The following is a 20,045-nucleotide window of genomic DNA, read 5'->3' as shown; positions in this document are numbered from 1 at the left end:
ATCCTCATCCCCCTAACTAAGGTCATGCTGAACCTCAAGTAGCGTTTCTTTGAAAATATCAACTAATTGATCCATTTCTGGTTTTGTAATGACAAACGGCGGAGAAATTATCACTGCATCACCATTAGCTCCCTCGTTCCCCGCAGATGCCGGATAAATAAGCAGTCCTTTGTCTCTAGCTTTTTCAACAACTTTACTTGTAATGTCAGCTTTTGCACTAAACGGTTGCTTTGTCTTGTGATCGGCGACAAACTCCACACCAATCATTAAACCTTTTCCACGAACATCACCAATTATGTCAACCCTGTTTTTTAGTTCTTGTAGCTTTTGTAGCAAGTAGACGCCACTTTCTTCCACTTTTTCTACCAATCTATTCGTTTCTATATATTCAAGTACCGCTAAGGCAACCGCAGCCGATTGCGGATTAGCGCTATAGGTATGACCGCTCATAATCGACCCTGAACCAAGTAAAATGGGTTTCATAACCTTCTCACTAGCAAGCGAAGCTGCGATCGCTGTATAGCCTGCACTCATTCCCTTTCCAAGAGCGATAATATCAGGCTTTATTCCCCAATGATCCATCCCTAACATTTTCCCGGTACGGCCAATGCCTGTCATCACTTCATCAGCAATAAATAAAATGTTATTTCGTTCACAAATGTCTGATAATTGTTGATAATAGCCTTTTGGTGGAACAATGACACCACCAGCAGCACCTATAATTGGTTCAGCAATAAATGCTGCAATATGCTCGGCACCGATCCGGGTAATCGCTGTTTCTAATTCATTGGCACAAAACAACTGACAATCAGGATATATTTGCTTAAATGGACAGCGGTAACAATATGGAGGTGATACGCTTGGGAAGTCTTCTAATAATGGTACAAACCGTTCCCGTCGTTTGACATGCCCTGACATTGACAAGGCTCCAAGCGTGATGCCGTGATAACTTACCCAGCGTGATAGAATTTTATGTTTCCGAAAATCTCCCTGCTCCTGCCAATGCTGGATGGCAATCTTCATCGCCGTTTCTGTTGCCTCAGAGCCACTATTGACGAAGAATGACCAATAGTCCTGATTGGCATCTACTAGCTCATTTAATTTTCGGGCGAGCTTCTCTGCTGGCTCTGATGTAAATTGTGAACGATACACAAAGGAGATCTTTTTTGCTTGCTCATGCATCGCTTCAATAATTTCAGGCACCCGATGACCAATACTTGCTGTGACAGCACCTGAGGACCCATCTATATACCTCTTTCCAGTATCATCATACAGATAGATCCCATCACCATGGGTAGCAGTTGGGTACATGTCATTCATCATTGGTTTAATCAATAACGAACGTTTCATACGAATCACCTCTTTCAACTTTGCGGTTTTCATAATTAAGATATATTGTCTGAATGTGATGTTTTTATTGTCTAAACATACCGTTTTATTATCTAGTTTTTATTTTTATTGTCCGACATCAACAAGATATCGACCAATCTACAATTTTAGGCATATTTCTCAACCGCACTGAAGCTACAAATTAGCTTAAACTAAAATTTAAAATAATTTCTTTTTAACAATTTCGGTTGAGCCATCAATGATTCATAAGAAACTTCTTTTCCAAGCTTACTCGTATCAATTAATAAAAGCTGATCTTCGAGCGCCTCAATCGTATCTTCTGATTGATATTCCATTCCACATGAAGAACACTTCATTCCAGGTGTTTCGGTTATTTCAATTGCACGTGTTCCATCTGGAAGTTCCCAATAAACGGTACAGGTGATTTCTTCGACTGTTGACTCATCACACCATTCACAGTTCATGTCATTCACACACCTCCTAAGTTAGTTACTCCGTGTCTTTGTTTTCCTTTTTTAGTTGTGCTTGATACTTTTTCTCTTTTAATTCATCACGCTTTTCACGCTTCTCTTTCAATGTTGAATAAGTTGGGCTTTGTTGAAAACTCTGTCTGCGATCATAGCGATCAAGTGAATCTGGAACAAGATTAAATTGCTCATCATTTAATAAGCCACTAATTCCTGTTTTCGTTGGTTTCATATCGTGGCTTTGATAAATTCCATTAAAATAATCATTTGCACGCCCAGCAACATAATTTTCTGGTTCTGGGTAAGTGGTAATAACACCTTCAAAATTGCGTAAAACTGTCTTTGTAGGACTTTGAGAAATCAGATAATTTGGCTGTAAAGTAATTTTACCTCCACCACCAGGTGCATCGACGACAAAGGTTGGTACTGCATATCCACTTGTGTGTCCACGTAACCCCTCAATAATCTCAAGCCCTTTTGATATCGGTGCTCGGAAATGTCCAATCCCCTCAGATAAATCACATTGATAAATATAATATGGACGGACACGAATTTTCACTAAATCATGCATTAGTTTTTTCATAATTGGAACACTGTCGTTTATACCCGCTAAAATAACTGCCTGGTTGCCAACAGGGACTCCTGCATCAACGAGCATTTCACAAGCACGTTTTGATTCTTCCGTAATTTCAATTGACGTATTGAAATGGGTATTAAGCCAAACTGGATGATATTTTTTTAATATTGAGCAGAGATTTTCCGTAATTCTCTGTGGGAAGACAACTGGCGCTCTTGTGCCAATTCGGATAATTTCGACGTGTGGAATTTCTCTTAGGTTTTTTAAAATATATTCAAGAATGTTGTCATTAATTAATAATCCGTCTCCACCTGAAAGTAATACATCGCGAACTTCTGGTGTATTGCGAATATAGTCAATCGCTCCATCTAGCTGTTTTTTCGGAACGCCCATGCCAATCTGACCCGAAAAGCGTCTTCTGGTACAATAACGACAATACATTGAGCATTGGTTTGTGACGAGAAACAAAACACGATCAGGGTATCGATGTGTTAGGCCTGCAACAGGTGAATCTTCATCCTCTTCAAGCGGGTCTTCCAAATCATATTTCGTTTTGTGTATTTCTTCCCCTATCGGAACGGATTGCATTCTAATTGGACATCTTACATCAGTTTGGTTCATTAAAGCTGCATAGTATGGGGTAATATTTAGTGGAATTGTTTTTGTAGAAATTCGTACTCCTTCTTCTTCTTCAGGTGTTAAGTCAATAACCTTTTTTAAGTCATCAAGTGTGCGAATCGTATTTGTTAACTGCCAAATCCAATCATTCCATTTTCCCTCTGGAACATCCTTCCATAATCCAATGTCTTTCCAATGCCGTTTCGGTTTATATAAATCATGTAACATGTTAGATTCCCCCTTAGTTTGCTGTTCACAAATTATATTGCAAGAATCGTGCCAACAACTTAAAAGGGGGGGATAATCCTATGAAAGCTCTTCGAAAAAGTTGAGAGTCATGACAATTGAATCGTACCATCTTATAAATAAACCTAAGGTGGTACATGTAACTGAGTATAACTGCCGAATAACTGGCAGATCTCTTATATTTGTTCTACATCTATCCTGCCTGAAAATTGGCATTGTGCTTAAAAACTGGCATTTTACTTTTTTCTATATTTTTTCACCTATCCGGACAGATCCTTTACCCAAACATTCATGTCTTCTAATTTATCAAAAATATAGCAGTTGTTCGTTAATCTTCCGTTGTACTGATAGCCAAGCTGATAAAAAGCTGCATTCATCCCAAACGAAAGGGCTCGTGCAATCGAAAATGCACAAAAAATGCCGCTACTCTTTAGATCTGCTTCGAGATGAATAAGTAGTTTTTTCATCAATCCATATTTTCTATGTTCAGGTAATGTCGCACAATCGGTTATTTCAGCATGATGAAAAACACGATTTATATCTGCTGAAGCTGCACTGACAAGCTGTTTGTCACATTCAACAATATAGAAAATGGTTCCGGCCTCAATCATACTTTTTACATATTTTGGATCATTCATCGGAGTTGGATAAATTTCAAACACCAAAGCATAAAGCTCGGCAAGCTTCTTCGCGTCTAAACTGGTTGCTTTTCGGAAATGATAGTGATCAGGTATCGTCGCTTCTATTTGTTTTCTTTCCTTTTCCTGGATTGTATGAAGGATTGTATCTTCTTGTATCCAATATTTATTCGTTCTTCGGCTAATCTCTTTGTAACAGGTCATTACATAATTGTCCGTGCCATTGAAAAAACCTTTAATTATCGCTTCTAGTTCAAATCCTCTTGTTAATAATTGCTGCCAATGCTCAGGTCTTGCAAAAAAGATAACTTTCGTAAACGAGTTTTTGTCGAGTATTTGATTAAGCTCATGAAGTATCCTTGACATATTTCCCCGGTAATTATCGACACGTAGTCGTTCATTAAAAAAATCAAGATAAAGCAGGACTGAATAATCCAAGGTTTTTATACTTTTCGTTTCATAGGCTGGTTTCATGCCCACCCTCCTCTATGTTTGTTCTGCTTGAATACTGTACTTTTTCATTTTATATTGAAGTGTTTGTCTTGGGAGTTCTAAGATGGATGAGGCTTTGAGGACATTTCCTTTCGTTACTCTTAATGCCTGTTGAATTAGCCTTTTTTCAGTCTGTTCAACAGTTACTCTTAATGGCTTTAAGTTAATCCTTTCGTCTGTTGCCGATTCTTTAAAAAAAGCGGGCAAATCATTCAATGTCATCATGTCACCGTCTGTCATATTCACTGCATATTCAATTGTATGCTCTAATTCACGGACATTCCCTTGCCAATGATGTTTTTCAAGCTTGGCAAGTACCTTTTGATCAACATTGATGACGAGCTTATTGAGGAGATAGTTATACTTTTTAATAAAATGATCCACCAATATAGGGATATCCCCATTTCTTTCTCTTAAGGGTGGGAGCTCAATAAAAAAGACATTCAAGCGGAAATATAAATCAGAACGTAATAGCTTCTTTTCGATACACTCAAATGGATGCTCATTCATTGCAACAATGATTCTCACATCAACGACATACGACTCAATGCCCCCAACTCTCCTAATTATCCCATCCTCTAGTACACGTAAAAGCTTTGTTTGAAAGTCTAATGGCATCGTATGAATTTCATCAAGAAATAGCGTACCACCATGGGCAAGTTCAAACAAACCAGCTCGATCAACAGCCCCCGTAAAGCTACCTTTTTTCGTTCCAAATAATATACTTTCTAGTAAGGATTCTGGTAAAGATGAACAGTTTTGTGCGATAAACGGTCTATTTTTACGCGAGGATTCATTGTGAATAGACTGAACAAGTAATTCTTTTCCTGTCCCTGTTTCACCGTATATCATTACAGGAGATGAACTTTCTGCAGCCCGTTTTCCTAACATCTTTACATTTTTCATTGAATCACAGTTCGTAATAAGATCATCCCATTTATATGTTGCTCCTGAAGTAGATGACGGTTTCGCTTTTTTATTATTCACTTTTTGTTGAAGCTCAATAAGCTTCTCAGCTAATTGTTTTACCCTTGATAAATCCTTTGCAATCTCAACCGCTCCAACATTTCGTTCCCCTACATGTATCGGTATCGTTGTGTTTACTGTATCAATTAATTGTCCTTTACTATTTTTATAGGTTTGAGATTGCTGGTAGATCGGTTTTCCGGTTTCGATGACTTTCAAAAGCGTGCTTGTTTGACTTGTTAATGATGGAAATACATCAAGTACATGCTTCCCAAGTACTTCATCAATCTCGACTCCGTCATGAATTGCAGCGACCTTATTATAAAAAATCGTTATGCCTTCAGAGTTAACGGCATGAATCGCTTCGTCAATACTTCCTAAAATTGCTTCAAGCATTTGCTTTGTTTCAAAAGACTCTAAAAACATATGAGGACACCTCAATTCTTTCTAGAAAGAGAAAGATCTCTCACTAGAACTTCATCTTTATATCTATTGATATTAAAAACTTTTTACAACTATTCTTATCCCCTTTAAGTATAGAAAAAGACTACTAGTAATAAGACTAGTAGTCCAAAAACTTATTTGTTATTTATCTTCGATACTAAAAATAACTTCATCTAGAAGATCTGCAATTTCTTGCTTCTCTTGATCTGATATTTGCTTTTTCGGTAAGTGTTTAACCATTTTTGACAAAGTGCCAAGAATAGAAATTGCACGGTTTGTAAAAAGTTCCTCAAATTGAGGATACCTCTCAGCTAACTCTAGGTTATTTTCAACCCTTCCAATTTGAATGGAAAGAGCCCGTTCTAATCCGAAATTTAAATCTTTTTCTTTTATGAGTTTTCTCACATCATCAATCGTTGGCTGTTTAATTAAAAATGTTACTGTCTTCGTATCTTCAACATTATGAACCTTATCAATCGCACGATAAGATAAAGTGTTTTCACCTTCATCTTTTACGGTGATAGACTGTTCATATGTTGTCCATTGACCATCATTTAGTTTGTATTCAATATGCCCTAAACCAACACCAGCATCTGAAGCAGTTAGAGTTATTCCTGCTTCTTCTGAGTATTCACCATTGTCTTTATCTGGTGCTGTTAAAGTATGTGTCGTTACTGGTGCTGTGAAATCTTCCGAAATACGACCTTCCGCGGTATACTCAATCGACCCTTCGATACTTTTCACATAATCAACTGTAGCCTGTAAGTCTTCTTGACCTTGTACAGGATTTTCACCAAGCTCAGCAATACGGTATTTGTCACTAGTATGAGGGTACATATAGTTATTTACCGTAACAGTATATGTCTTATCTGGATCTAGCTTTGAACCATCTGGTAAATACATATCAATCACTTCACCATAGGATCCCTTTATGCTATCCCATGTATAGCTAAACCCAGCAATACTTACGTCAGGACCGTAGCTGCTAAATTGGCTATTGATAATCGCTCGCATATCTGAACCTGTTACTTCAAGTTTAACCAATGTGTTGCCGAATGGTTGGATGTTGAATAGTTCATTCCATGTTATCTCACCCGCATTTAGATCATCACGGATCCCCCCACCATTCATTAAGGCGAAGTCACTATCCATTGCTGCAGCCATACCATCTGCAATTAAGTTTCCAAGTGCATTGTCACCAATTAATCCTTTTTGTGTATATCCTCCGGCCATTTCTGATTCTGCTACCCCAATTACTTCGTTTAGTTTAGGACCTACTGCTTCTAAATAATTATCTAAAATGGCTTTCACTTCTGTATCTGGAGTAATGTCAGTTTGAACAACATCCACAATATCAGCAGATTTTTTTACGATATCACCTGATAAACGATCGATTTCAAGCTCAATATCAGAAAATGCTTTTCCATATTCCCATGCTTGGACAATCAATTTATTATCAACAACAGCATTTAGCTTTACATGGTTATGTGCTGCAAAAATAACGTCAACTGCATCATTTACTTTCGTTGCGATGCTTGCGATATCACCAGAAGCAGTTTCACCTGATTGGTTTCCAGGTACATGCGCCAAAATGACGATGGCTTCAACACCTTGTTCTTGAAGCTCTGGTACGTATTTGTTTATAGCTTCCGCTTCGTCTGTGAATTGAATATGCTCATTTCCTTTTGAAATGATCATGTTTGGTGTATCGACAGTCGCTACCCCAATAAAGCCAATTTTCGCCCCATCTACTTCTTTAATTGCGTAAGGATCCAAAACTAAGGAACCTGATTCTTTATACTCTACGTTTGCTGCAACCATAGGAAAGTCAATTCCATCATAATTTGGTGTCCCATTTTCATGGTCACCTCCATTAATAAGTCGCATCATTTCATCGACACCTTCATCAAACTCGTGGTTTCCTACAGTACCTACATCAAATCCAATGGATTCCATCATTTCAACTGTTGGCTCGTCTTGTAATAGGGCAGATACAGGTGAGCTTCCACCAACCATATCACCAGCATGGACAATTAAAGTATTCGGATTTGTTGTTTCACGCTGACGTAAGTGTGCTGCTAGATAATCCATACGGCCGTAGTTCACACCACTTACGGTTCCCGTAATATCTACTTTACCGTGAAGGTCATTCACACCTAATAACTGAACACTAATATTGTCAGCTTCTTCATTGCCACTACCTGCAGAATAGCCATTTACTTCTGCTTCTTGTGCACTTGCAAAGAAAATTCTTTTTTCTACCGGTACATTCTCCCATTCTTCTGGAGTCACATATTTCTTTGTATCTGAGTTTCCTACAAATCTAGTAAACCCTTTCCCTTCTTCTCTCGCACGGAAGGCAAAAGGTAATTCCATTAACAGATCATTTGGATTCCAAATGCCTAATCCTGCAGCTTTTGCTTCTTTTACCGCTGTTTGAAACATATTGTAATCAGCTTCATTACCTACTGGCCATATAAAGTAAGTTGATGCATATCCTTTTTTCACCATCTCTAAGTTTGTGTTCAAATTATCGCTTTTTCGAATGACTTGTGCTAATAAACGCCCATAATCATCTGTAACTTCATCTCCAAGTTTAACAATAACCTCATCACCAGGCTTTAAAAGCTCATTTAAATAAGCTTTGGCTTTGTTTCCATGATCTAATTGATTTTGATCTGCTTCATTTTGTGGAGAATGATAGGTTTCTGGTGTATCAATGTTTACATATCGAACCTTTGTTGATCCTAAAACAGGTGTTTCTAAATGAATCGTGTCACCATCAACAACACTTTTCACTGTAGAAGAATACTCTCCAGCAGATTGTGGTGCTTCTGGTTGTGGATCTAGTAATTGAATATCCCCTTGCTTACGAGGTAATACCTGGTATGAATCATATTGACTTAACACGCCGGTAAATTCATACCATTTTCCAGCTTCCACTGCTGAAATCGCACTCGTTGCTTCCATAATTCGAATTGTTGTACTATTAAATTCTTCGTCAATTACAGAAACATTGTATCCGCCACCAGCAGGTGAACTTGGAACACTGTTAACATAACCTTTTACTTTAACAATTTGTCCTTCTTTTGGCTCTGCTATACTTTCATTATTTAAATCTATTAATGTCATTTCATTCGCTTGTGGCAATTGATTATTTTCTGATAAAACTTCAATCCCATTTGCGATTGGTGCAATTTCGGTTAAGCCCTTATACGAAGTAATCGTACCGGTAATTTTAATTTGCTTGCCTTCAGTTAATTCTGGAAAACTAGCTGAATTTAACGCAAAAATGTTTATACCCGCTGTTTCATCTTGAATATATGTAGATAATCTACCACCACCAATAGCCGAATTGTCAGCCGTAACTGTACCTATGACGGTCACTTCTTGTCCTGTTTTTGTCCGGGCATCCGCAATTGAAATAGGTTCACCTGGTGTTACAGGCTCTGGATCAACTGGGTCAGTTCCATCCACAAATTCTATAGAGGTTAGTGATTTCAGACCTGGTTTAGAAAAATAGGTTTCGATTTTTGCAGTGATTCTAACCTTTTTCCCAACAATACTAGGATTTGTTACTAGTCCAAAGTTTTCTCTAATAGTACTAGGGGAACTAGGGAGCTGTACTGGCATAATTTTAGCGCCATCTTTTTCCGAGGATACATCTGCTATCGCAATATTCGTATTACCAGCAAACGGTGCTTCAAAATCAAATGAAGTTGTGCCAGTCGTATATCCTATGATATATCCTTCTACAGTTACATTCTCAATACTTGAATTACTTGCAATAGCCTCTGCAACAGTACGTGGTGCTTCCTCCGCTTTTACTTCTGGTGTAAAATTTAATAACAGACTTGGTAGTACTAATGCTAGAATCATGAAAAATGATAGAATCCTATATACTCCTTTATCCCCCATTATTTCGCCTCCTAATTTGTTTTCATACATGTCTAAACTTACAATAGTATTGTTTAGGTATTGTAAATAGAATGTAAAATTTCATAGAAATACATTTAATAAACAAAAAACGAGTCGAATTTACTAGACTTTGAAAATATTTGTTTTTTCTCGTCGATGATGCTGTTTTTAAATTATTTCCTTTTCCCTTATTTGATAAACTAATTAAAATCCTGATACTCCTATATTAGATGGGAAATCTAGTTTTTATTAAAAATAAAACCCAATGATGCGAACTTTACATGTCATAATACATAGATGTTCTAATTTTTTTTAAACACTATTATATTTCGACAACGTTTTTAATTATTGTTCTTTATAATTTAGTTTAGATGTAGAATTGATTATATGATATCAAGATTAAACAAGCGTTATTTAATTTATGCGCTTTTACTTTCTATATAACTAGTATTTAAATCGAAAAAATTTCTCTATCAGTTTATTAACATTAATCAGATAGAGTTAATTGTGGAGGGGTATAAGTGAGTATAGACATCGGAGTACAACAGAGTAATAATTATGCTAAGATTGGTGATAAAATTTTGATAGAGATGGCTCAAAGTGGAGATAGTGAGGCATTGGCATTTTTAATAAATAAATATCAAAATTTTGTTCGTATGAAGGCAAGACCCTATTTTTTAATTGGTGCAGATAAAGAAGATCTTGTTCAAGAGGGAATGATTGGTTTATATAAAGCGATTCGTGACTTTAAAGAGGACAAGATGGCCTCTTTTTATGGTTTTGCTGAACTTTGTATCACACGACAAATAATAACGGCAATCAAAACCGCAACTCGTCAAAAACATGGACCACTAAATTCGTATGTATCCCTGGACAAGCCTCTTTCTAATGAGGAATCAAAATACACACTTATGGATATGATTTCTGGAGAAAAAATAACGAATCCGGAAGCAGTAATTATTAATCAAGAAAAAGCTGCTTATATCGAACTAAAAATAGCAGAATTGCTTAGTGATTTGGAAAGAAAAGTGTTGACCTTATATATGGATGGTCAATCCTATGTGGAAATTTCTGAAGAATTAAACACTCATATAAAGTCGATTGATAATGCTCTTCAGCGAGTAAAAAGGAAACTAGAACGACACCTAGAAATAAAAACGGCTATCTAATCAATATATTTTAGTACAGGACTGTCAGTGGACGGTCTTTTTTATGTCCTTATTCCCCTTTTTTAATAAGCAAATACTCCTACATATAAATCATTTTTCATGCAGATTGGGTTGAGTTAGTTCACCATTTTTTCCCATTTGTTTTACAAACCCCTTTTATGTTACTATTTAGTCACGAATTAAATGTGACCAAATGGTAACTTATTTTTAAAATTAAGGATGAGTAGCATGATTGACGAGCAACTTACGAACATTTTCAAAGCACTTGGTCATCCGATTAGAAGACAAATCTTAGACTTTTTAAAGGATGGACCAAGAACAACAGGTGAGCTAAATAACTGTTTTCAGGATGTTACGAGATTTGCAGTAATGAAGCATTTAAATTTATTAGAAGAGGCAAGCTTAATTTTAATTCGAAGAGAGGGTCGCACACGACTAAACTTCATAAATGTCGTCCCCCTTCAACAGATGTACGATCGCTGGGTAAGTAAATATCAAGCAAGCGATGTCGCTTCAATTTTAAAATTAAAACAAGTAGCTGAGAGGAGAAATGAACAAATGGAACAAGCATTAAAGCATGATACTTTTCAAATTGAGCAAGAGGTAATGATTGAGGCAGATCGTCAAACGGTATTTACTTCGTTAACGAAAGATATCAATCAATGGTGGGCATATCGTTTATTTGGACAAGAGTCTATATTGACCCTTGATCCTAAAGTCGGAGGAAGCTTTCTTGAAGATGCAGGTAATGGCGAAGGTGCAATTTGGGGGACTGTTACGTATGTGAAAGCTTACGAAGAAATTCGTTTAAATGGTTTATTAGGAATGCGTGGTGCGGTTAACAGTGCTTACTCATTTAAATTAGAGGAAAAAGTAAACTCTACTTTATTAAAGCTTTCTCATACAGCAGCAGGTCTGCTAGATCCGAATTGGAAAGATATGCATAGTCATGGCTGGGAGGAATTATTAGGTAGCTTTTTAAAGGAGTATGTTGAAACTGGCAAACTTCCTGAAGAAAGACAATCATAGGTGATCAGATGATAAAAGTAAATGTGTCGGTTAACATCAATAAACCACATCAAGAGATTTTTGCTTATATTGCAAACTTTGAAAACAACCCTAAATGGCAAGGTGGCATGCTTGAAGCTACTTTTACATCAGATGGTCCTTTGCAAAAGGGCTCAACGTATGAACAAGTTGCTACATTTTTAGGTAAAAAAATTTATACGTCTTTTGAAGTGATTCAGTTTGAAAAAGATCATTTGATTAAAATTAATAGTGTTGAGAGTTCATTCCCGATTACGGTAACACGGATTGTTGAACCTAAAGCTGCTGGTACAAAAGTATCAGCTATTGTCGAAGGTGATGCAAGTAAATTTTTTAAAGTTGCTGAAGGTTTATTGAAGGCAATGGTCAAACACTCTGTTACCTCTGATTATAAGCGGCTTAAAAAATTAATGGGAAATTAAAAAGAAGGAGAGGACCAATTTTCACTTGGTTCTCTCCTTCTTTTTGTAATTCGTTAACATTTTTAAACAGTAGCTGTTGATTGTTTTTTCTTAACTTGCTTTTGTTTTCGGTAATCAATCATTGTCATCATTATGACAATGACAAAACAAATACTGGAAATTTGAAAGACAGTACCTAATTCTACATATGAAGATACAACACCCAAAAGAATGGCACTTAAACCGATTCCTAAATCAATAGATGAATAATACATGCCATTGGCAATACCACGTTGCTCAGGCTTGGTTTTTGATAATACCCAAGCTTGGAGTGCTGGTAGCATTGATCCATAGCCTGCCCCAAATATACACCCTGCTAAAATAAGCATCCCAACAGAATAAGTGTATGATAAAACCCACAGCCCTGCAATTGTTAACACTGCACAGACAACAATCAATGACCAAGGTCCCTTAGAATCAAACCATTTCCCTGAAATAGGGCGAGCAATAGTAGCCATAATCGCATTACAGAAATAATATAAAAAGATTTGATCAATACCACGCTCTTCTCCAAAAATGACGATAAATGTAACAATTGCTCCGTAGCCAAATGTAGATAGAATTGTTACAACCGCTGGAAACCAGCTATCTTTATCGAATAAAGCGCTAATAAAAGAAAACTCCTTAGGATTAAAAGTCTTTTCTTGAACAGACTTTGGAGTATGATACTTACCGAGTGCCAATGTAACAATCGCAATCATACCTAGTGTTGCAGAACCAATTATAAGTGTTTGAAAGCCAAAGTTTTGATATAAAAAGATACCCACACTAGGAGCAACAATCATCCCAATAGTTACGGATAAGCCAAAATACCCTACTCCTTCACCAATTCTCTTTGAAGGGACTAGTTCAACCGCTACTGTACCATTTACGGTTGTTGACACTCCCCAGGCAAACCCGTGAATAAAACGAACCGCAAGGAATAGTAGAATCATGTATGTAAAGGAGTAACTAATCGTTAAAATTAGTAGAACTACAGCTCCAACAACAACAAGCCATTTACGGCTATTGGACTCTAACACAAAACCAACAAATGGCCGGACAAAAATTGCTGCAACAGCAAAAAGTGATGTGACAAGTCCAATCTGTAAGTCAGATGCACCAAGCGCTTTCGCCTGAGGAGGCATGGTTGGCATTAGCATCATAAAACTCATAAATAGAAATAGGTTTCCTATGATAAGTAAAATAAACGATTTCGTCCAAAGAACAGGAACGTCTTTCTTTTCCAACTCGATTCCTCCCTTCTCTAGCTGTGAATGACCGGTAAGCGTATAACAATTATTTTCAGGAACAATTCCATACTCTTAAAAAGACCATTCTATATTTATTCCACAAAAAGGCTTGTAGACCTTCTGAATATTTTACTTAGTTAATTAGTTAAAAATAGAGAACTACTACATGAATATCATATCACGATCCATTCATAAAATTAAGTATGAGGTGATAAGGTAAACAATTAAGAAAAAGGCAGTGATTAAAAATCAATGGCCTTTTTTGTACGAATAGATTTATGAGAAATTAAACTTACGATGACATAAGCGATAAGAGATAAGAAAATCGGTAAAACGACTGTATGCATCCCTAGTGCATTTGGTAATAAACGGTCAAACATAATATAAGAACCCATCCCAATTATCATTGATGAAATTGCACCATACTTATTGCCTTTGCTCCAATAAAGTCCAAACACGACCGGCCAAATAAACACTGATTCTAATCCACCAAATGAAAACAGATTTAACCATATTAGTAAATCTGGCGGACTTAATGCAAACAAAACAACTGATACGCCAATGATAGTCGTTACCCAAAAACTTGTCCTTTTCACTTGTTCCTCTGATGCATTTGGGTTAATGTAATTCAAATAAATATCCTTTGTTATGGCTGAACTGACTAAAATTAGTAATGAGTCTACTGTAGACATAATTGCCGCCATTGGTGCTGCAAGGACAAGTCCAGCAAGTAATGGGGGTAAAACTTTCAAGGTTAGTGTAGGCATAACCGTATCCCCCACTTCAATTCCTGGCAAGATCGGTCGCGCAAACACTCCGATTAAATGCATTCCCAGCATAATAAATCCAATGACTAACGTACCAATCACAATCGCTTTATGCATTGCTTTAGAGTTTTTATAGGACATCGCTCTGACCGTAATTTGCGGAAGACCAACAACCCCGACTCCAACTAATATCCAAAATGAAGAAACATAAAGTGGTGTTAAGTCTCTAGCAGCCCCATAAGGCGAAACTAAGTTGGGATTCTCTGCCACTAGGTCAGCCATAATATTAGGGATTCCACCGCCAGCAATTATTGTAGCAACTAACAACACAGCAGTTCCAATAAACATAATGACACCTTGAACCGCATCTGTTAACGCAACTGCCCTAAATCCTCCAATAATGACATAAACAAGCACAGATACAGCAAAAATAAACAATGCGGATGTATAAGATAACCCTGTCAATGATTCTATCAGCCTTGCCCCGCCTACCCATTGCGCAGCCATTGCTGAAAATAAAAAAACAATAATACTTACTGCAGAAATGATTACAACCGCATGACTCTGGTATCTTTCCTTTAAAAAGTCAATTAAGGTGATCGCTTTATATTGCCGAGCCATAATCGCAAACTTCTTACCTAACACCATAAGGACAAAATATCCTGTCGAAAGCTGAGCCATTGAGAGAAGGACCCATCCTAGCCCTCTCGTATAAGCAACACCCGGTCCTCCGATAAAGCTACTAGCACTTCCATACGTAGCAATCATTGTCATCGCTAAAACAAATCCACCTAACTGCCTTCCTCCTAAAAAATATTCTTGAAGAAATGAATCAGTTGATTTAACAAATTTGTTTGCCCAAAACCCAATTAAAAAAATTACAATGAGAAATAATAATAACGGAAAAATAACTCCCCAATTCAAGTACGTTCACCACTTTCCTCTTCGTCTTCAAAAGGTACATCTGAAAAGAGAAATTTCACAGCTAAAATAACAAGAATCCCGATAACAATAAACCCTAATACACAACTATAGAAAAACCATTCAGGTAGTCCAAATATGTAATTATAATGAGCTGGATCACCAGAACCTAATCCATAAGCAAAGCCGAACCACCAAATAAAATTAAAGATAACAAGTGCAATACCTATTTTCGCTTCCTTATGGGCAACTTTAAATCGTTTATCTTTCATATTAATCCCCCTCACTCACTTATCTTATGTTCCTTAAAGCAGTACTTGAAAAAACAAGATAATAGTTATCACCATTATTAGAAAAGAATATCATACCTTGTTATCTTTTTTTCATCAACAATGTAGTTCTTTTATAGGTAAAAACACCCTAAAAATAAGCTTCTAAAATTAAACCCCGCTAAGAACCTAGCGGGGTTTAAAAACTTATTCCGTTATAACACGAATATCATCAAAATAAAGCACACTAGACAAAGTCGTTCCTGGTTCTTTCGCATTTACATATATAGAGAACTCCTGAACTTTCTTCGCATTCACTGCATCTAATTTTTCACCTGTGTGGGATGTATCCCATGTTGCCACAACAAAAGTACTGAATGGAATCTGGATGAGTTGTGGTTCATCACCTGCTAGTGAAGGGTAAGCTTCAAAGGAAACATCATTTGCTTTTACTTGGATAACAAGCTTTTGGTCATTCCCATCAGGAGTATACCAAAATTGCAATGTATTTTGTTCAGACCAATCTACACCACCAAGTATTTTTGTCACACCTCCATAACCCGAGCCACCGAGGTTATATTCATATTTCAATCCATAATCCCCTGATTCTTTATGATCTTGATCAAGAGAAAGCTTTATCGGATCTCCTTGTGACGCAACTGTATACTTTTCATCAAGCTTTGCATTACTTCCATTATAGACTTCAAATTCATCAACAACTAACGGATCTAGAACAGGCTCCTTATAATCATTCAATAATTGAACATGATCAACGAATATTGGCCCCTGATAATTTAAGTTACTTGTTACAATTGATAACCCAAGTTCTGTTACTGCTTCCAGCTCCTCAACTGAGCTCAAATCGATTTCTGCTAGATATTTACCGTAAACATCATTGCCGATCTTGACTTTTTCCAAATCTGCTAATCGTTTAGATTGTCCCATTCCATATTTTTCTGACGAATTAGGAGGAACAGTTGCTACACCTTGAATAGTAGCTGATTCATTTCCTACAATTGGGAGATAGACATCATACTTCAGTTTATTAACATTGGTTAGTTCTAGGTTTTCCATTTTAAGCTTCAATTCCTGCCATGTTTGTGAAGCATCTGGAATATTTACATCTAACCTCACTGCACCATTGTTCAGCGTTTTTTTATCATGGCTTAACTCCATTGAGATCGATTCAGGATAGGTTCCCTCTGATGTCATTCCTGCAATCGAAGAATCAAAATCATAGGTTTTCGCTACAACATCGCTAGCTTCCACATTCACCGAAATCGGTTCCTCATACACTACTTCATTTCCTAAATATGCCTTTACAGTTATCTGAACAGTTTTCCCATTTTGACTAGCCTTTGGCTGCCAGTCAGCCATATAGTAGTTTTCTTTCGCATTAAACTTGAGCGTATATTCCTTATCTGAACCTTCAACAGAATACACAACCTTCGATACTGTAGAATCGATAGCACGAACACGAATAGTTGTTGTTGCATTTTTAATCGTCGCCTTATCAGTTGGTGACGCTGTATGAATGATACCATCTTCCTTTGTTGTTTTTACCTCAATATTATAAGCACCACTCACTTCACGGTTAAAGCCTGTATAACTGTCATTGTAATATGCGATAAAATCGTCTAGTAACTCATGATTACCATAGGTTCGGTGGTCACGGAAAGGTGTAAAAGAACCTTCAGCACTGAAATTTGCCCATGTTAACATGTAAGCCATTCGTTTTGCATCTGAATCAGACTTAAGTGCATTTAACAATCTTGTAAACCACTCTATATCTGGATTCCCAGATACTTTCATATTGCTATAACCAAATTCAGTAAAGGCTGCAACTTTCCCTTTTGAATCGGCAATCTTTGAAATCAATTTAGCATCTTCAACAACCTGTTTGAGCCATAATTCAGTTCCTTCACCATTGTTATACGTATCAAAGCCTAGAATATCGACATAGTCATCACCTGGATAGGTTGTTAAGTATTTAGCTTCTTCATTATTAAATGGACTCCCCGGAGAAAACGCATATAAAAAGTTACGTACTCGCTTTTTATCTCGTAAATATTCCACCGTATATCGATAGATTTCCTTATACTGAGCTGGAGTTGTAAATGCTGCTCCCCACCAGAACCAACTACCATTTTGCTCATGGAAAGGACGGAAAACAACCGGAATCGCATTTCCTTGATTATCTTTTAGATTGTTAGCAAAATCAGCAATCATATCTAAGTATTCATTGAACTCCTGATTTTTATTACCACCAGGTAAAATGTGAGTTACAACATTTCCTGTTGTATCGTAAAAGCTGCCATCGGTAACGAAATTTGGCATATGGGCACTTAAGTTAAGAACCCCACCCTTTTCATAGGCAATTCTCATTACATTAATTAATGCATCTCTGTTTTCAGCTTGAGTCCCTTCCCATTTTCCTGGTTTTTCTTTTCCTTCAAGACTTAAAGTGTCCCAGCCATACACTGCTGGAAAATCTCCAACTGCCTTGTTAACCTCTGATTCTGTCCCATCATTTACAGAAATGGTCGATCCTTCTGTTGTCGCATGTTGATGACCGAACAAAATGGAATTTCCACGAACACTCTCCAAATACGCAAAAAGTGATTTTGTTTGACTAGTAGCCTTTTGATCTACTAAATCAACATAACTTGGAGATTGTTTTTTCGTTGAAACAGGCTCTGATTCCTGGTGATTAGCATATGTTGGGATCGCCATGGAGAATAACAAAAGAATTGATAAAAGTGCTGGAATTACTTGTTTTTTAGGTTTGTTCATTCAAAAACCTCCCATTTCTTTGTTTTAATAAAACATAATTAGTAAGAATGGTATAGTCTGATGGACTTTCATTCTACTTTTCTTACAAATGTCTCTTTTCAAAGGTCGTAATGTTTACCTTTCTCATGAAAGATACTTCCTCAGAATGGAATCAATCCAACTGTCTATACCTGTAATCATCCCTCCAGTCACTTACTCATTAACAAATATATTATTTGCTAGCATTAATAATAATAGCGCTTTCATGTTGAGTCAATAATTTTATTAGGCATTCGATAAAGTTAGTAAAATAGTAGGTATATTCATATATAAGATAAATTATTTCTAAATATCAGTTCTGATCAGAATGAAAATATACGATAAATAGGGTAAACGATTAGCTATTAAAAGTAAATAAATTAGCCTTATCAGGGCCTAAAAAAAAGAACACTATCAAAATTTTTGATTGTGTCCTTCAATCTATTATTTAAAATGAAATATAGCTTTAACGCTTAGATCTTTTTATAATAAAAAACAGTAGTATGGAATTCCCCATTTTCCGATTTAGCATAGTATGGAATTTTTCCAGCTTCAATATAATTAAGTGACTGATATAGATTATTAGATGGATCTCCTTCTCTTGTGTCCAAAACAATTAAACTTCTATTTTCAAGTTTTGCTCTGTCCTCAGCCTTTTGCATTAGTGAACGACCGATTCCATTTCGTCTAAACTGAGGATCGGTCATAAGTTTGCCAATTTCAGCTCGATGCCTTCCATTTTCCTTTGTATCTAAATGTAATTGAACACTACCTGCCAATTGATTGTTTATTCTTGCTACAAATAAAATCACATCCGGCTTTAATACAGTCCGCCAATAATTTATTGCCTTGTTAAGTTTCATTGGTGGTAAAAAACCAATCGATGCACCATCATCCACTACAAGCTTCAATAATTCCGAAAGCTCATCAATTTCTTTGTCGATTACTTTAATTTCTTCTATTTTCAATACCATATTTTTGCTCCTTTCGTTTAGTTTAAACTTACTAATTATTGTATTGTTCTCCCTACCTTTACCAATTTATAGTAAATGCTTGTTATAAATATGTAAAGTTACGGTATTGTAATAATAGTAGATGTTATGACAACAGTAAAAAAATAAAAGGAAAATAGTTTGGACAGAAGTTTCAAAATAAAAAAATGAGCCACATGTAATAATGATAGCTCATTTTGTCTGCTCTTATTTTATTGTTGTGGATTGTTTTGATAGATCATTGCCGTAGCTTGTGCTTGTTGGAGTTTTTGTTGTGCATTTAGAACGTCGAGTTGCTCTTGCTCAGCTTTTTGTTGAGCTTGTTTTAGTTGATGAATTTCTGTTTGGACCTGCTGCTGAGCATGTAGTAATTGTTGATTTTCCGTTTGAAGCTGTTGATGAGCCTTTTGAACATCTTGTTGCGCTTGTTGGAATTTCTGTTGCTGATTTTGATCCATAAGGATTAGCCTCCAATAATTATAATCGGGTACAGAATTGCCCCATAATTATCGTGCTCCATATTCAATTTTCTATTCTAAGGCAACATCTAAATTGACACTACATAACCCTATTAATTGTTTCCTTAAACCTTTTCCTCATAAAGAAACTCTAAAGTTTTTACTTTACCCTTGCCATTTAAACTGTTTCCTTAATTCGCAA

At 36.4% G+C, this 20,045-nt stretch carries 15 protein-coding genes; 3 read left to right on the top strand and 12 right to left on the bottom strand.

All coding sequences use genetic code 11. The features are described 5' to 3' along the window. Positions 1 to 12 precede the first annotated feature (12 nt). The 6 genes from HUW50_RS16850 to HUW50_RS16825 all read right to left on the bottom strand — a co-directional run bounded on the left by HUW50_RS16850 (position 13) and on the right by HUW50_RS16825 (position 9,716). Positions 13 to 1,350: an aspartate aminotransferase family protein gene (locus HUW50_RS16850; RefSeq protein WP_185653062.1), complete on the bottom strand. Its 1,338-nt coding sequence runs from the start codon at positions 1,348 to 1,350 to the stop codon at positions 13 to 15. A gap of 191 nt (positions 1,351 to 1,541) precedes the next feature. Continuing rightward, positions 1,542 to 1,814: a YokU family protein gene (locus HUW50_RS16845; RefSeq protein WP_066325431.1), complete on the bottom strand. Its 273-nt coding sequence runs from the start codon at positions 1,812 to 1,814 to the stop codon at positions 1,542 to 1,544. A gap of 25 nt (positions 1,815 to 1,839) precedes the next feature. Beyond that, positions 1,840 to 3,240 carry a lysine 2,3-aminomutase gene (gene kamA / locus HUW50_RS16840; protein ID WP_066325429.1) on the bottom strand — a complete coding sequence of 467 codons (1,401 nt, stop codon included), beginning with the start codon at positions 3,238 to 3,240 and terminating at the stop codon, positions 1,840 to 1,842. 278 nt (positions 3,241 to 3,518) lie between these two features. Then, a complete protein-coding gene (ablB, locus tag HUW50_RS16835; RefSeq protein ID WP_066325425.1) occupies positions 3,519 to 4,370 on the bottom strand; it encodes a putative beta-lysine N-acetyltransferase in 852 nt (283 codons plus the stop codon). Between the two features lie 12 nt (positions 4,371 to 4,382). Next, the gene (locus HUW50_RS16830) at positions 4,383 to 5,780 is read right to left on the bottom strand and encodes a sigma-54 interaction domain-containing protein (RefSeq protein WP_066325422.1); all 1,398 of its coding nucleotides are present in this window, start codon (positions 5,778 to 5,780) and stop codon (positions 4,383 to 4,385) included. A gap of 159 nt (positions 5,781 to 5,939) precedes the next feature. Continuing rightward, positions 5,940 to 9,716, bottom strand: a complete 3,777-nt coding sequence (locus HUW50_RS16825; protein ID WP_066325416.1) for a DUF6359 domain-containing protein — start codon at positions 9,714 to 9,716, stop codon at positions 5,940 to 5,942. 521 nt (positions 9,717 to 10,237) lie between these two features. Here HUW50_RS16825 and sigH point away from each other — a divergent pair. From sigH to HUW50_RS16810, 3 genes are all read left to right on the top strand, one after another. After that, positions 10,238 to 10,885 carry an RNA polymerase sporulation sigma factor SigH gene (gene sigH / locus HUW50_RS16820; protein WP_066325415.1) on the top strand — a complete coding sequence of 216 codons (648 nt, stop codon included), beginning with the start codon at positions 10,238 to 10,240 and terminating at the stop codon, positions 10,883 to 10,885. A gap of 228 nt (positions 10,886 to 11,113) precedes the next feature. After that, positions 11,114 to 11,914, top strand: coding sequence for a helix-turn-helix domain-containing protein (locus HUW50_RS16815; protein ID WP_185653061.1), 801 nt, complete (start codon positions 11,114 to 11,116; stop codon positions 11,912 to 11,914). Positions 11,915 to 11,922: 8 nt separating this feature from the next. After that, positions 11,923 to 12,354: an SRPBCC family protein gene (locus tag HUW50_RS16810; RefSeq protein WP_185653060.1), complete on the top strand. Its 432-nt coding sequence runs from the start codon at positions 11,923 to 11,925 to the stop codon at positions 12,352 to 12,354. Between the two features lie 62 nt (positions 12,355 to 12,416). Here the strand turns inward: HUW50_RS16810 and HUW50_RS16805 are convergent, their stop codons facing one another. From HUW50_RS16805 to HUW50_RS16780, 6 genes are all read right to left on the bottom strand, one after another. Next, positions 12,417 to 13,622, bottom strand: coding sequence for an MFS transporter (locus tag HUW50_RS16805; RefSeq protein WP_157094279.1), 1,206 nt, complete (start codon positions 13,620 to 13,622; stop codon positions 12,417 to 12,419). A 245-nt stretch (positions 13,623 to 13,867) separates the two neighbouring features. After that, positions 13,868 to 15,316: a sodium/pantothenate symporter gene (gene panF, locus HUW50_RS16800; RefSeq protein ID WP_066325410.1), complete on the bottom strand. Its 1,449-nt coding sequence runs from the start codon at positions 15,314 to 15,316 to the stop codon at positions 13,868 to 13,870. Further along, entirely contained in the window at positions 15,313 to 15,585 is a 273-nt protein-coding gene (locus HUW50_RS16795; RefSeq protein WP_066325409.1) for a YhdT family protein, read from the bottom strand. Before HUW50_RS16795 ends, panF begins: the two co-directional genes overlap by 4 nt. A 204-nt stretch (positions 15,586 to 15,789) precedes the next feature. After that, positions 15,790 to 18,375 carry a glycosyl hydrolase gene (locus HUW50_RS16790; protein WP_066325408.1) on the bottom strand — a complete coding sequence of 862 codons (2,586 nt, stop codon included), beginning with the start codon at positions 18,373 to 18,375 and terminating at the stop codon, positions 15,790 to 15,792. Positions 18,376 to 18,866: 491 nt separating this feature from the next. Then, complete coding sequence (locus HUW50_RS16785; protein ID WP_066325407.1) at positions 18,867 to 19,367, bottom strand: GNAT family N-acetyltransferase; 501 nt, start codon at positions 19,365 to 19,367, stop codon at positions 18,867 to 18,869. 230 nt (positions 19,368 to 19,597) lie between these two features. Continuing rightward, complete coding sequence (locus tag HUW50_RS16780; RefSeq protein WP_066325405.1) at positions 19,598 to 19,843, bottom strand: hypothetical protein; 246 nt, start codon at positions 19,841 to 19,843, stop codon at positions 19,598 to 19,600. Positions 19,844 to 20,045: the final 202 nt, after the last annotated feature.

This window comes from Metabacillus sp. KUDC1714 (genome assembly GCF_014217835.1).
Classification (GTDB): domain Bacteria; phylum Bacillota; class Bacilli; order Bacillales; family Bacillaceae; genus Metabacillus; species Metabacillus rhizosphaerae.
Note: the sequence above shows the minus strand (reverse complement) of the source record. Positions and strands in the feature narration are given on the sequence as shown.